The 14,212-nt window shown below is 67.2% G+C and carries 12 protein-coding genes; 3 read left to right on the top strand and 9 right to left on the bottom strand.

All coding sequences use genetic code 11. The features are described from left to right. The first annotated feature begins 77 nt into the window (after positions 1-77). Positions 78-1,283, top strand: coding sequence for a urate hydroxylase PuuD (locus tag ACEOAB_RS20370; protein WP_413749035.1), 1,206 nt, complete (start codon positions 78-80; stop codon positions 1,281-1,283). A gap of 62 nt (positions 1,284-1,345) precedes the next feature. Next, the gene (locus ACEOAB_RS20365; RefSeq protein WP_413749036.1) at positions 1,346-2,686 is read left to right on the top strand and encodes a glycerate kinase type-2 family protein; all 1,341 of its coding nucleotides are present in this window, start codon (positions 1,346-1,348) and stop codon (positions 2,684-2,686) included. A gap of 12 nt (positions 2,687-2,698) precedes the next feature. Here ACEOAB_RS20365 and ACEOAB_RS20360 read toward each other — a convergent pair whose 3' ends face one another. Then, positions 2,699-3,286: an LURP-one-related family protein gene (locus ACEOAB_RS20360; protein WP_413749037.1), complete on the bottom strand. Its 588-nt coding sequence runs from the start codon at positions 3,284-3,286 to the stop codon at positions 2,699-2,701. Positions 3,287-3,521: 235 nt separating this feature from the next. Between ACEOAB_RS20360 and ACEOAB_RS20355 the strand changes: the two genes are divergently transcribed. Next, the gene (locus ACEOAB_RS20355) at positions 3,522-4,964 is read left to right on the top strand and encodes an NAD-dependent succinate-semialdehyde dehydrogenase (protein WP_056589527.1); all 1,443 of its coding nucleotides are present in this window, start codon (positions 3,522-3,524) and stop codon (positions 4,962-4,964) included. Between the two features lie 16 nt (positions 4,965-4,980). On the opposite strand, the gene ACEOAB_RS20350 is transcribed toward ACEOAB_RS20355, so the two are convergent. The 8 genes from ACEOAB_RS20350 to ACEOAB_RS20315 form a co-directional block, all read right to left on the bottom strand. Next, positions 4,981-5,697 carry an MgtC/SapB family protein gene (locus ACEOAB_RS20350; RefSeq protein WP_056589530.1) on the bottom strand — a complete coding sequence of 239 codons (717 nt, stop codon included), beginning with the start codon at positions 5,695-5,697 and terminating at the stop codon, positions 4,981-4,983. 361 nt (positions 5,698-6,058) lie between these two features. Beyond that, positions 6,059-8,824 (bottom strand): magnesium-translocating P-type ATPase, encoded by a 2,766-nt coding sequence (gene mgtA / locus ACEOAB_RS20345; protein WP_413749038.1) that lies wholly within the window; start codon positions 8,822-8,824, stop codon positions 6,059-6,061. A 218-nt stretch (positions 8,825-9,042) separates the two neighbouring features. Next, positions 9,043-9,237 carry a hypothetical protein gene (locus tag ACEOAB_RS20340; RefSeq protein WP_413749039.1) on the bottom strand — a complete coding sequence of 65 codons (195 nt, stop codon included), beginning with the start codon at positions 9,235-9,237 and terminating at the stop codon, positions 9,043-9,045. A gap of 342 nt (positions 9,238-9,579) precedes the next feature. Continuing rightward, positions 9,580-10,002, bottom strand: coding sequence for an acyl-CoA thioesterase (locus ACEOAB_RS20335; RefSeq protein WP_413749040.1), 423 nt, complete (start codon positions 10,000-10,002; stop codon positions 9,580-9,582). Next, positions 10,002-11,303: a TRAP transporter large permease gene (locus ACEOAB_RS20330; protein WP_056589542.1), complete on the bottom strand. Its 1,302-nt coding sequence runs from the start codon at positions 11,301-11,303 to the stop codon at positions 10,002-10,004. Before ACEOAB_RS20330 ends, ACEOAB_RS20335 begins: the two co-directional genes overlap by 1 nt. Beyond that, positions 11,300-11,824 (bottom strand): TRAP transporter small permease, encoded by a 525-nt coding sequence (locus tag ACEOAB_RS20325; protein ID WP_235507884.1) that lies wholly within the window; start codon positions 11,822-11,824, stop codon positions 11,300-11,302. The genes ACEOAB_RS20330 and ACEOAB_RS20325 overlap by 4 nt, the downstream gene beginning before the upstream one ends. Positions 11,825-11,827: 3 nt before the next feature. Beyond that, positions 11,828-12,904: a TRAP transporter substrate-binding protein gene (locus tag ACEOAB_RS20320; protein WP_413749041.1), complete on the bottom strand. Its 1,077-nt coding sequence runs from the start codon at positions 12,902-12,904 to the stop codon at positions 11,828-11,830. 46 nt (positions 12,905-12,950) lie between these two features. Beyond that, positions 12,951-14,192: an alpha-hydroxy acid oxidase gene (locus ACEOAB_RS20315; RefSeq protein ID WP_413749042.1), complete on the bottom strand. Its 1,242-nt coding sequence runs from the start codon at positions 14,190-14,192 to the stop codon at positions 12,951-12,953. Between the last annotated feature and the right edge of the window lie 20 nt (positions 14,193-14,212).

The following is a 14,212-nucleotide window of genomic DNA, read 5'->3' as shown; positions in this document are numbered from 1 at the left end:
TACAGCGCCCGCGGTGGTGAGCAGGCTGAAACCCTTTGGCGGCGTCCCCACGCGCCGAAAGGGCTGAGAGAGAGCACATGGAAAGCTACTACCTCGACTGGGCCAACCTGCTGCTGCGCTGGGTCCACGTCATCACCGCCATCGCCTGGATCGGCGCCTCCTTCTACTTCGTGATGCTGGACAACAGCCTCGAGAAGCCGCAAGACCAGGAATCGCTCGACAAGGGCGTGGGCGGCGAACAGTGGGCCGTGCACGGCGGCGGCTTCTACAACATGCAGAAGTACGCGCTGGCGCCGAAGAAGCTGCCGGACCACCTGCACTGGTCGTACTGGGAGAGCTATTCGACCTGGATCACGGGTTTCTCGCTCTTCACCATGTCGTACCTGTGGAATGCGAGCACCTACCTGATCGACAAATCGAAGATGGACTGGCAGCCCGGCGCCGCCATCGGCGTGGCGCTGGCCTTCTTCGTCGTGTTCTGGATGGTCTACGACGGCATTTGCCAGGTCTTCGGCCGGCGCAAGAACGGCGACACCATCGTCGGCGTGCTGATCGCTCTCTTCATCGTCTTCGCGACCTGGCTGGCCTGCCAGTGGTTCGCGGGCCGCGCGGCCTTCCTGCTGGTGGGCGCCATGATGGCCACGACCATGAGCGGCAACGTGTTCTTCTGGATCATTCCCGGCCAGCGCAAGAACGTGCAGGCCCTGCGCGAGGGCCGCCCGGTAGACCCGGTGCACGGCCAGCGCGGCAAGCAGCGCAGCGTGCACAACACCTACTTCACGCTGCCGGTGCTGTTCGCGATGCTGAGCAACCACTACAGCTTCACCTACACGCACAAGTACAACTGGATCGTGCTGCTGCTGATCATGCTCGGCGGCGCGGCGATCCGGCAGTTCTTCGTGGTGCGCCACCGCTTCAAGCTGGGCAACGCGGGCAACCCGCTGCCCTATGCGCTGATCGGCATCGTGGTGCTGGGCCTGACCATCGTCTGGATGAAGCCCGAACCCGCGGCCGCGACCGCCGTGGCTGCCGCTGCGCCCGTTGTGCCGTTCAAGGACGTGCAGAAGGTGCTCGAGCAGCGCTGCTACATGTGCCACGGCGCGGCCACGCAGATGAAGAACGTGCGCGTCGATTCGCCCGAACAGGTGGCCGCGAATGCGCAGGCGATCTACCAGCAGGTGGTGGTCACGAAGATCATGCCTATGAACAACGCCACGGGCATTACCGACGAAGAGCGGGCCCTCGTCAGCCGCTGGTTCCAGGCTGGCGCCAAGACAAACTAGACCGGGATCAAGAGTGCGGGGCGCCGTGCCCTGCACAATCGCCGGTTGGAGACAAGCAAGCCATGACCGCATCGAATCCATCCTTCGGCCCCGCCCCCGATCCGCGCGAGGCCCCGCGCGCCTTCCTCGAACACATCTACCGCGTGGCGGTGGATCGGGCACTGCCGCTGTCCACCTTGGGCGCCCACCTGCCGCCCCCGCCCAAGGGCCGCACGCTGGTGCTGGGCGCCGGCAAGGCCGGCGGCTCGATGGTGCAGGCGCTCGAAGCCCTGTGGCCGGCCGATGCGCCGCTGTCGGGGCTCGTCGTCACGCGCTACGACCACATTCCGCCGCGGCCCGAAGGCGTGCCGCAACGCATCGAGATCGTCGAGGCCGCGCACCCCGTGCCCGACGCGGCCGGCCAGCAGGCCGCCGAACGCATCCTCGCGCTGACGCAGGGCCTGACGGCCGACGACCTCGTGCTGTGCCTGATCTCGGGCGGCGGCTCGTCGCTGCTGGTGCTGCCGGCCGAGGGCCTGACGCTGGCCGACAAGCAGCGAATCAACAAGCAACTGCTCGAAAGCGGCGCGGGCATCGGCGAGATGAACTGCGTGCGCAAGCACCTGTCGCGCATCAAGGGCGGCCGGCTGGCGGCTGCATGCGCGCCGGCGCGCGTGGTGACATTGACGATCAGCGACGTGCCCGGCGATGACGCGGCCGTCATTGCGAGCGGCCCGACCGTGCCCGACGCCACCACCTGCGCCGACGCGCTCGCGATCCTCGACCGCTACGGCATCGAGGTGCCTGCGCCGGTGCGCGCCCGGCTCGAAAGCGGCGAACTCGAAACGCCCAAGCCGGACGATGCCGTGTTCCACGGTCACGCAACCCACATGATCGCGACGCCGCAGCAGTCGCTCGAAGCAGCGGCCAGGGCGGCCCGCGAGGCCGGTATCGAGGCGCACATCCTCAGCGACGAGATGGAAGGCGAGTCGCGCGAGGTCGGCAAGGTACATGCCGCATTGGCCCGCGCCGTGGCGCACCGCAGCGAGCCGTTCGCGCGGCCCTGCGTCATCCTTTCGGGCGGCGAGACCACGGTCACGATCCGCCCGCGCCAGCCCGGCCAGGCCAAGGGCCGCGGCGGCCGGGCCGGCGAGTTCTGCATGGGGCTGGCCGGCGCGCTCATGGGTCAGCCGCAGGTGTGGGCGCTGGCCGCCGACACCGACGGCATCGACGGCGTGGAAGACAACGCCGGCGCCTTCGTCACGCCCGACACGCTGGCGCGCGCCGCGGCGGCCGGCAAGAAGCTGTCGGACCACCTCGACCGCAACGATGCGTACGGCTATTTCGACGCCATCGGCGACCTGTTCGTGACGGGCCCGACGCACACCAACGTCAACGACTTCCGCGCGCTGCTGGTGCTGTAGGCCGGAAGCGCCTCACTCCTTGAGGACCATGTCGATGCACATCACCGCCGCCACGATCAGCAGGCGGCGGGCGTCGTTGGACGGCACGCCCGGATCGATCGACAGCATGTAGTTGTCGGCGGTGGTGAACAGTTCCTTGCCCAGCCCGGCCCACTTCTTGGACACGGCGGCGAACTCGGTGCTGCCCTGCACAAAGCGGAAATCCCAGCTGGTCCACTTGCCCCTGAGCGTGCAGGCGATCCGCTCCTGTGCGTCGAGCACGTCGAACTTGCCGCCGATGGAGAAGAGCTTCTGCTTGAACGAGCCGACGACCCGGTCGTTGCCGTCGAGCACCTGCACCTTCGACAGGAAGATGGACACGCCGCGCTTGACTGACAGCACCTTCTGCCCCTCGGGCGTGGACACGACCACGTCGAACGGCGTGAAGCGCTTGTAGTCGGTGAAGCGCAGCAGCTTGCTGAAGAAGCCGAGGTTCGGCTCGCGGCATTCCAGGATCTTCTGCTGCGAGTGCGGATCGAAGATGTCGTAGTTGTTGGCGGCCTTGAAGATGCCGACGTGTTCCTTGATGAAGAACAGGTTGTTGCTGAGCGCTGCGTGCATGGATTTCCCTCGGTCCTCTGTGTGTTGGTTTGGCGGGGATTATGTTCGGCGCGCATGACGGCCCCATGCCCGGCCCGTGACCGGTGGTGGGCGGGGTTTGCGAACTCGGGTTAATCTATGCCCCCCGGCGGCCTGTGGCTGCCGTTGTCGCCGGCGCACCCTTCCGGGTGCCGCGTCGCACATCCAGATTTCCCATTCCTCCTTTCATCATCCAGTCCCGAAGGAAAAGTTCGCCATGACCGCCACCTACACCGACACCCGCCTGCTGATCGACAACGAATGGGTCGACGCCACCGGCGGCAAGACGCTGGACGTCGTGAATCCGGCCACCGGCAAGGCCATCGGCAAGGTGGCGCATGCCAGCATCGCCGACCTGGACCGCGCCCTGGCCGCCGCCCAGCGCGGCTTCGACAAGTGGCGCAACACCCCCGCCAACGAGCGCGCTGCCGTGATGCGCCGCGCTGCCGGCCTGATCCGCGAACGCGCCGGCGACATCGCCAAGCTGCTGACGCAAGAGCAGGGCAAGCCGCTGGCCGAAGCCAAGGGCGAAACGCTGGCCGCCGCCGACATCATCGAGTGGTTCGCCGACGAAGGCCGCCGCGTGTACGGCCGCATCGTCCCCTCGCGCAACCTTGCCGCGCAGCAGCTCGTGCTGAAGGAGCCGCTCGGCCCCGTCGCAGCATTCACGCCGTGGAACTTCCCGATCAACCAGATCGTACGCAAGCTCGGCGCCGCCCTGGCGACCGGCTGCTCGTTCCTGGTGAAAGCGCCTGAAGAAACTCCCGCATCGCCCGCCGCGCTGCTGCAGGCTTTTGTCGACGCCGGCATCCCGCCCGGCACCGTCGGCCTCGTGTTCGGCAACCCCGCCGAGATCTCGAACTACCTGATCTCGCACCCGATCATCCGCAAGGTCACGTTCACCGGCTCCACCCCGGTCGGCAAGCAGCTGGCCGCGCTGGCCGGTTCGCACATGAAGCGCGTCACGATGGAACTGGGCGGCCACGCTCCGGTGATCGTGGCCGAAGACGCCGACGTGGCGCTGGCCGTCAAGGCCGCGGGCGCCGCCAAGTTCCGCAATGCAGGCCAGGTCTGCATTTCGCCGACCCGCTTCCTGGTGCACAACAGCCTGCGCGAAGAATTCGCCCGCACGCTGGTCAAGTACACCGAAGGCCTGAAGCTCGGCGACGGCCTCGCCGAAGGCACGACCATCGGCCCGCTCGCCAACGCGCGTCGCCTCACTGCGATGGCCCATGTGCTGGAAGACGCGCGCAAGAAGGGCGCCACCGTGGCCGCAGGCGGCGAACGCATCGGCGACACGGGCAACTTCTTCGCCCCCACCGTGCTGACCGACGTGCCGCTGGACGCCGACGTGTTCAACAACGAACCCTTCGGCCCCATCGCCGCCATCCGCGGCTTCGACACGCTCGAAGAAGCGATTGCCGAAGCCAACCGCCTGCCGTTCGGCCTGGCCGGCTATGCCTTCACCAAGTCGATCAAGAGCGCGCACCTGCTGAGCCAGAAGCTCGAGCTCGGCATGCTGTGGATCAACCAGCCCGCCACGCCTTCGCCGGAAATGCCGTTCGGCGGCGTGAAGGATTCGGGCTACGGTTCGGAAGGCGGCCCGGAAGCGCTCGAGGCCTACCTGAACACCAAGGCTGTTTCGATCCTCGGCGTTTGAGTCGGCCCCGACTCATTCACTCCTCGGCGGTGGCATTCCAGAAGGCTTGCTGCACGCCGTCGAGCGATTCGAGATCTTCAATGACACGGTCGAGCTCCGCGGGCTCGACCGCCGTTGCATAAAGCGTCGCACCGATCTCGGTGTCGGCCGGCCCGAACGGATGCTGGTCGACATCGCGTACCGGATAGTTCGCGGCTTCGAGCAACAGCAGCAGCTGGTCCATCACCTCGGGCCGTGCCGCGCGTGAACAGATCACGCGCACCACATACGTCGCCTCGCTCGCTTCCTCGCTGATCGGCTGCCGGTTGATGCGGTTCACCACGGGCCGCAGCAGCGTGTTGCTCGCCAGCACGAACAGCGCTGCGATCAGTGCTTCTCCCAGCAGGTTCGCGCCCGCGCAGGCGCCCACCGCGGCCGACCCCCACAGCGTGGCCGCCGTGTTTAGCCCCGTGACGTTGGCGCCTTCCTTCATGATCGCGCCCGCGCCCAGGAAGCCAATGCCCGACACCACGTAGGCCACCACGCGCACTGCGCCGCCGCTGCCGTCGAGCCGGTTCGCCAGATCGACGAATACCGCAGCACCTACCGCCACCAGTGTGTTCGTTCGCAGGCCTGCGGTGCGTTGCCGAACCTGCCGCTCCAGGCCGATCAGCGAGCCGAGGATGAAGGCCGCCGCCACGCTGACGAAGGTGTCGAGCAGCGAGTGGAAGTTGATGTTCTGGATGGCTTGCATTGGATGGATTCCTTTCTTGTTGTGATTTCGGTGTGCAGTTTGTGGGGGCCGGGTGTCATGTGCGTGTCACGGGGCGTTCGGAAGGTTGCTGTTCGGGGTGTGCTCACGCCGACGGGGTACCTTGCTCCGCGAATGTCCCCCGGCCTTCGGCCTCCTCCTTTATTTCGCTGCGCAAGGCACCCCGTCGGCGTGAGCGATCAGAGCGGTCGTTGATCGGCCGGCACAACCGCAGCGTCCATCGTGCACAGGGCGTCGGGTGCTCCCCGCAGCGAAATAAAGGAGGAGGCCGCAGGCCGGAGGACATTCGCGGAGGGGAGTACCCGGCGGCCTGTGCACACGCCCCGAACACTCAACGGAAAGATCACTGCCACCCATACCGCCGCGTGTACCATCCCTTCACACCCTGCGTCAGCAGCGCATACCCGAGCAGCATCGCGACCAGCCAAGGGAAGTACATCAACGGCAGTGCCTGCAGCTTGAAGTAGTGCGCCAGCGGCCCCATCGGCAGCCAGATGCCCACGGCCGCGATCGCCGAGCCCATGATCAGCAGCGGCCACGCCGCACGGCTTTGCAGGAACGGGATCTTGCGCGTGCGGATCAGGTGCACGATCAGCGTCTGCGACAGCAGTCCTTCGACGAACCAGCCTGACTGAAAGAGCGTCTGGTGGCCCACCGTGTTGGCTGCGAACACGAACCACATCACCGTGAACGTGAGGATGTCGAACACCGAGCTCAGCGGCCCGAAGAACACCATGAAGCGCCCCAGGTCCGCCGGGTTCCAGCGCTGCGGCGCCTTCAGGAATTCATCGTCCACGTTGTCGAACGGAATCGCGATCTGCGACACGTCGTACAGCAGGTTCTGCACCAGCAGATGCAGCGGCAGCATCGGCAGGAACGGAAGGAACGCGCTCGCCACCAGCACCGAGAACACATTGCCGAAGTTCGAGCTCGCCGTGAGCTTGATGTACTTGAGCATGTTCGCGAAAGTACGGCGCCCCTGCACCACGCCTTGCTCCAGCACCATCAGGCTCTTCTCCAGCAGGATGATGTCGGCCGACTCCTTGGCCACGTCCACCGCGCCGTCCACCGAGATGCCGATGTCCGCGGCGCGCAGCGCGGGCGCGTCGTTGATGCCGTCGCCCATGAAGCCGACCACATGCCCGTTGGCATGCAGCGCGTGCACGATGCGCTCCTTGTGCGCGGGCGTGAGCTTGGCGAACACCTGGTGCTGTTCCACGAAGATGCGCAGGTGGGCGTCGTCCAGCTCCTCGACCTCGCGGCCGAGCACCATGCGGCCGACCTCCAGCCCCACGTCGGCGCAGACCTTGCGCGTGACCAGTTCGTTGTCGCCCGTCAGCACCTTCACCGACACGCCATGCTCGGCCAGCGCGCGCAGCGCCGGTGCGGTCGATTCCTTCGGCGGATCGAGAAAGGCCACGTAGCCCAGCAGCGTGAGTCCCGATTCGTCGGCCACGCCATAGGCTGGCTTCTGCGCCCCGGCCGCCAGCGCACGGCTGGCCACGGCCACCACGCGCAGGCCCTGGGCATTGAGCTCCGACGCCACGCGATGGATGCGCGCCAACACCTCGGCATCGAGCGCCAGCACCTCGGCGCCGCGCTCGACCGAGGTGCACACCGACAGGATCTCCTCCAGCGCACCCTTGCAGATCAGCAGGTGCTCGCTGCCGCCATTGGCCACCACCACCGACATGCGGCGGCGCGAGAAGTCGAAGGGCACTTCGTCGATCTTGCGCCAGGCTGTCTGCAGGCGGGTCTCGAGCTGCATCTCGGCGTGGCTCAGCACGGCCTTGTCGAGCAGGTTCTTCAGCCCCGTCTGGTGAAAGCTGTTCAGGTAGGCCAGCTGCAGCACATGGTCCGACTCCTCGCCCCAGGCGTTGGTGTGGCGCTCGAGCACGATGCGGTCCTGCGTCAGCGTGCCGGTCTTGTCGGTGCACAGCACATCCATCGCGCCGAAGTTGTGAATCGCCTCGAGCCGCTTCACGATCACCTTCTGCCGCGACATCACCACCGCGCCCTTGGCCAGCGTGGCGGTCACGATCATCGGCAGCATCTCGGGCGTGAGACCGACCGCGATCGACAGCGCGAACAGCGCCGCCTCCCACCAGTCGCCCTTGGCCACGCCGTTGATCACCAGCACCAGCGGCGCCATCACCAGCATGAAGCGGATCAGCACCCAGCTCACGCGGTTGATGCCGGCCTGGAAGGCGCTGGTGCCGTGGTCGGTGGCCGTCACGCGCTGGGCGAGGGCGCCGAAGAAGGTGCGGTCGCCGGTGTGCACGATCAGCGCGGTGGCTGTGCCGCTGATCACGTTGGTGCCCATGAAGAGCAGGTTCTCGCGCTCGAGCACGCCCGCCGCGTGGTCGCCGCGGTCGACGACGAATTTCTCCACCGGCATGGCCTCGCCCGTCAGCGCGGACTGGCTGATAAACAGGTCCTTGGCGGTGAGCAGGCGGCAGTCGGCCGGAATCATGTCGCCGGCCGACAGCGCGATGACTTCGCCCGGCACCAGGTCGCGCATCGGCACCTCGACGCGCACCGTGCCGGCGTGCGTGGCGTCGAAGCCCTCGGTGGCGGCCACGCCCGCCTTGTAGCCCGGTGCGGGGCGCAGCACGGTCGAGGTGTTGCTCACCATCGCCTTGAGCCGGTCGGCCGCCTTGTTGGAGCGCGACTCCTGCAGGAAGCGCAGCACGGTCGACAGCACCACCATGCTGCCGATCACGAGCGTTGCCTTCATGTCCTCGGTGACGTACGAGACCAGCGCCAGCACCGTCAGCAGAAGGTTGAACGGGTTGCGATAGCACTGCCACAGGTGCTGCCACCAGGGCAGCGGCTGCTCGTGGCGCACCTCGTTGCTGCCGAGGCGCTTGCGCAGCACTTGCGCGTGGCCTTCGCTGAGGCCCCGAGGCGAGCTGTCGAGCCTGGCGAGCATGTCGCCCGCATCGGTGCGCGAAGCGGCGCTAAGCGCCCTGGCGATGTCCGGCGGCATGCTGGCGGAGCCGGTGCCGACGGGCTTCGAGCCCAGCAGCGTCTGCCAGCGCTCGAAGTGATGCAGCATGTGGCGGCTGCGCAGGAAGCTTTCGAAGAAAGACTTCAGGACGTTTTTCATGGGGTTCTCCTTCGGGGCGGCCGCCGCCCGCCCCGGGGAGAACCACCGGCCTCAACGAGCCAGGGGCAACCCTTTGCGAAGCGCGGCGGCGGGCCGCGTTGTTATTGCTGCAATCGATCGAAGCGAAGGGGGCGCGCTACGGCGCCAACGAGAGGCTGGGTCCATGGAGTGCTCCTGTGTTGCTGGCAGGTCGAGGAAGGACGGGCGCGTGGAGCGGCTCAGCGGCGGCGCGTGCAGGTCGGCTGGAGCACGAGAAAGCTGCGGATGCGGCGCGTGGTCCACAACGCGGCGGCCTGGTCCAGCGCCGCATCGACGGCCGGCGCTGCGGCAGCATCGACGGTGCGCGCAGGCTCCTGCGCAGACGAGCGAACGCGCTGTTCGTGCGGCTGACGACGAAGATGAAAGTGACGCATGACAAGGCTCCTTCGCGTTGAAGGGCCTCGCGCACGGACGCACGCAAGCTGACTGAAAAAGTCAGTAACGAGAACGACGGGAATCGGGAGGAGGGAGCCGCTTGCCGCAAGGCAAGAGAGTCACGCTGTGTGCACACCGGCACGCAGCGCGGGGGGAGCCTGCGCTAGAGAGCCGGGTGTGTCACGCCTGCCGAGGCACGCGTCTTGTCACTGATCCAACTGGCACTGTCCACGCACGGGGCTCCGAAATGAAGATTCCGGATTGTTGCACTGCGGCATGCGGCGAGTCAACCCTTGGGACGGCGTTCCATGATGCGGTGCAAGGTCTTCTCGCGACGCGACCTATTCGCAGAGCGCGCGAATCGATGGCGGAATCTGCACCGCGCGGATGCCGCCGCCCTCGCGCTTCGCAGCGAAGATCCGCACCTCTTCGCATTCGAGGATCAGGTCGTCCCCGCGCGTCGCCCGGTACGTCTGCACGAAGCTCTTCTCGCGCCACTCGGTGATGCGCACCGCAATGTGCAGCGTGTCGCCGTAGGTCGCCGCCTTCACGAAGCGCGTGTGCGTGTCGACCAGCGGCGTGCCGATCACGCCGAGCGTGCCCGTCGCTTCTTCCCAGCGCGGCACGCCGCATTCGGCAAAGAAATGCCGCGAGGCCGCATCGATCCAGCGGAAGAAGTTGGGAAACCAGACGATGCCGGCCGGGTCGCAGTCGCCGAATTCGATGCGCACGGTGTAGACGATTTCTTTGTCGCTGTTGCTCATCAGCCCATTCTCGTCGGCAGCCACAGGGCAATGATGGGAAAGGCGATCAGGATCACCAGCCGCACGATGTCGGTCACGATGAACGGCAGCACGCCCTTGAAGATGGTGGTGAAGCTCACGTCCTTCACCACGCTCTTGATGACGAACACGTTCATGCCCACCGGCGGATGGATCAGCCCCAGCTCCACCGTCATCACGATGATCACGCCGAACCAGATCGGGTCGAAGCCCAGGTGCACGATCACCGGATAGATGATGGGCACGGTCAGGATGATCATGGCCATCGCGTCCATCAGGCAGCCGAGCACCAGGTACATCAGCATGATGAGCGCCAGCACGCCGTAGCGGCCGATGCCCAGGCCGGTGAGGAACTCGGTGAGCTTCTGCGGGCTTTGCGTGATGGTGAGGAAGTAGCCGAACAGCAGCGCGCCGATCAGCACGGTAAACACCGCCGCCGCCGTGCGCGTGGCCGAGAGCAGGGCCTCGCGGATCTTCGGGCCGTCGAGCTTGCGCCGCACCAGCCCGAGGATGAATGCGCCGCTCGCGCCCACGCCGCCCGCTTCGGTCGGCGTGAAGAAGCCGCCATACAGGCCACCGATCACGAACACGAACAGCACCAGCGGCGCCCACACGTTCTTCAGGTCCTTGAAGCGCTCCGACCACGGCTTGACCTCGCCGCCAGGGAGCCAGTCGGGCCGCAGCTTGACGATGATGGCAATGGTCATCACGTACATCGCCATCGCGAGAACGCCGGGCACGATGCCCGCCATGAAGAGCTTGCCGATGTCCTGCTGCGTGAGGATGGCGTACACCGCCAGCACCGTCGATGGCGGCAATATCGCGCCCAGTGTGCCGCCCGCGGCAATCACGCCGGTGGAGAACGACTGCGGGTAGTTGAAGCGCCGCATCTCCGGGTACGCCACCGCCGAGAAGGTCGCGGCCGTGGCCACCGACGATCCGCAGATCGCCGCGAAGCCGCCGCACGCCACCACGGTGGCCACGCCGAGCCCGCCGCGCAGGTGGCCGATCATCGAGTTGGCGGCCTTGAAGAGCTCGCGGCTCACGCCCGAGACCGACACCAGCGCGCCCATCAGCATGAACATCGGGATCACGCCGAAGGTGTAGTCGGTCACGGTGCGCATGGAGGTCTGGCCGACCAGCTTCAGCGCGGGGCCGGGGCCGACGAGGTAGCTGTAGCCGGTGACGCCCACCAGCCCCATCGCCATGCCGACCGGCACGCGCAACAGCATCAGGACAAAGAGGGCGACGAAGCCCAGGACTGCAACTGCATCGGGACTCATTCGTCGGCCTTCTGTTCAGCGTGGACTTCTTCGAGCTGCTCCGGATGGAAGATCAGCCGGTAGGTGCGGATGGCGATCAGCAGCACCGCGCACACGTCGCCCGTCCAGGCCACGGCGTAGAAGGGCCAGGTCGGGATGTTGAGGTCGTAGGTCTGCACGTTGTCGACGTAGGTGCCGCGCACCTTGTCGAACAGCATGATGGTCTGCACCGCTACCACGAACAGCAGAACCAGCGTGGCGAACACGTCGATCACGCGCTTCATGCGCGGGCTCGCCGCCGTCCACACCAGGTCGACGGTGATGTGGCCGCCCCGGTAGCTGGTGGCCGCGATGCCCCAGAAGATCAGGATGCCCAGCAGCATGCGGCCGAAGTCGTACGCATCGGGAATCGAGGTGTCGAAGAACTTGCGCAGCACCACGGCCACGAAGATGTTGAGCGCGACGATCCCAACGAAGATGGCGGCGAGCCATTCGATCGTGTTGATCGCGCGGTCCATGTAGCGGACGGACCGGGCAGCCATCGTTCAGAGCGCCGACTTGTTCTTGGCGAGGCTGGCTTTCAGCGCATCCATCACCGCCTTCGGGTCTTCGCCCACTTTCTTCACGCTCTCGGCCCATTGCGCTTCCGACGGCGCCGCCGCCTTGCGCCATGCATCGAGCTGCTCCGGCGTGAGCTTGTAGATCTCGTGGCCCGGCAGCGCGGCCATCTTGGCGTGCCCCGCGAACTCGAAGTCCGCCCACGGACCGGCCACCTTCTGTGCCCATTCGCTGGTGCAATGGCCGTCGATCACCTTCTTCTGTGCGGTGGACATGGCGTCGTACTTGCCCTTGTTCATCACCCACACGAAGGGCGTGACGTAGAGCGGCACGTCCATGTGGTACTTCACCACCTTGTCGATGCCGAACAGGCCGATGGAGCCCCACGGGAAGGTGATGGCGTCGGCCACGCCGCGCTCCAGCATGTCGCGCGACTCGGGCGCGGAGGCCTGCACGTTGGTGCCGCCCAGCGAGGTGATGAGCTGGCCCACGGTGCTGGTGGCCGGGCGCACCTTCATGCCCTTGATGTCGGTGGGCATGGTGATCTTCTTGCGCGAATGGAAGGTGCCGGGGTCGTGCACGAACGCGAAGCAGTACTTGACGTCCTTCATCTCCTTGGCCGCGTAGTTGCGGTACCAGGCGTCGATGGAGGCCGAGCCCTCCTTGCCGTTGGCGAACAGGAAGGGCAGCGACGCACCCGCCATCACCGGGAAGCGGCCGGGCTGGTAGCCGGGGTTCACGTACGAGAAGTCGGCGATGCCGTCGCGCGCCATGTCGTAGTGGTCGAAGGCCTTGCCGAGCTGTTCCGACGGAAACAGGATCGCGGTGATGGTGCCGCCCGATTCCTTCTTGATGTCGTCGGCCCAGGCCTGCAGCGCGGGGTTGAGCGGGTGTTGCGCGGGCACCCAGCTCGACAGCTTGAGCTGCACCGGCTTGTCTTGCGCCTGCACGGCGGGCGTGCCCGCGACGAGCGCGGCGCAGGCTGCGAGCAGGGCGAGCGGGCGGATGCCGGCGATGCGTTGCGGGCGCGTGCCGCGGCGGCGGGGATGGCGATTGGTTTTCATGGTCTCCTTCGTTATGGGTGGCGTGAATCGTCGAACTGAGGTGAGCCTAGGCAGGCGCGTGTGCGGGGTAAATGGAGGGTTTCCCGCGCGTGCCTTCCAGCGGCCGTTGCGCGAAGCCGTTCTGTGCGTCGGGCGAACGCGGTGCGGGCTGGTCGACGTGGCGCGGCCCGAGCTCGCACGCATGCGCCGCGCCGAGCAGCGTCATCGTGCGTTCGGTCTCCTGCGCCAGCAACTGCAGCACCGACAGCGCGCCCTGCTCGCCGTCGCAGGCCAGTCCATAGAGCGGCGCGCGGCCAAGGAGGACCGCGCGAGCGCCCAGTGCGAGCGCCTTCACGACGTCGCTGCCGCGCCGGATGCCTCCATCCATGAGCACGGGAATGCGGCCGCCGACCGCATCGGCAATGGCGGGCAGCGCTGCGATGCTGGCCGGTGCCGCGTCGAGCTGGCGTCCGCCGTGGTTCGAGACCACGATGCCGTCCGCGCCGTGCCGCACGGCACGCCGGGCGTCTTCCGCGCCCAGCAGGCCCTTGACGAGCAGTGGGCCGTCCCAGAGCCGGCGCAGCCACGCCAGGCTTTCCCAGGTCAGCGTGCGGTCCATGGTGCGCGAGAGCAGCGCGGCCTGGGCTTGCGGGGAGATGGGGGTGCCGTCGTCGTCGGGCAGCAGGTTGGCGAACCGCGGCATGCCACTGCGCGCGAGCCGCAGCAGCCATGCGGGGCGCCGCGCCATGTCGAGCAGCGTACCGGGCGTGAGCCGCATCGGCACGCGGAAGCCGTGGCGCAGGTCGCGTTCGCGCAGGCCGCCGACGGGCACGTCCACCGTGAGCACCAATGCCTCGAAGCCGGCCGCGCGCGCACGGTGCACGATGCGCTCGGCGATGGCCCGCTCGCCCATCACGTAGAGCTGCATCCACAGCGTGGCATCGGGGGCGGCGGTGCGCACGTCCTCGATGCGGGTGTTCGATGCGGTCGAGAGGATGAAGGGCACGCGCGCGGCCTGCGCGGCGCGGGCCAGCAACGCATCGGCATGCGGGCGCACGATGCCGGCCAGCCCGATAGGCGCGACCGCGAACGGCGCGCGCCAGCGGCTGCCGAAGAGTTCGATGCCGATGTCCAGCATGCTCGTGTCGCGCAGACACTCCGGGATCAGCGGCAATGCTTCCAGCGCATCGCGGTTGCGCCGGAGGCAGCGTTCGTCTTCCGCGCCGCCGTCGACATAGTCGAACACCAGGCGCGGCAGCACGTGCCGGGCGCGGCGCCGGTAGTCCTCGACATTGAGCAGCAGTGCCATCGCGGGGGCCTTCCTTTCTG

This window comes from Variovorax sp. Varisp53, assembly GCF_059491555.1.
Note: the sequence above shows the minus strand (reverse complement) of the source record. Positions and strands in the feature narration are given on the sequence as shown.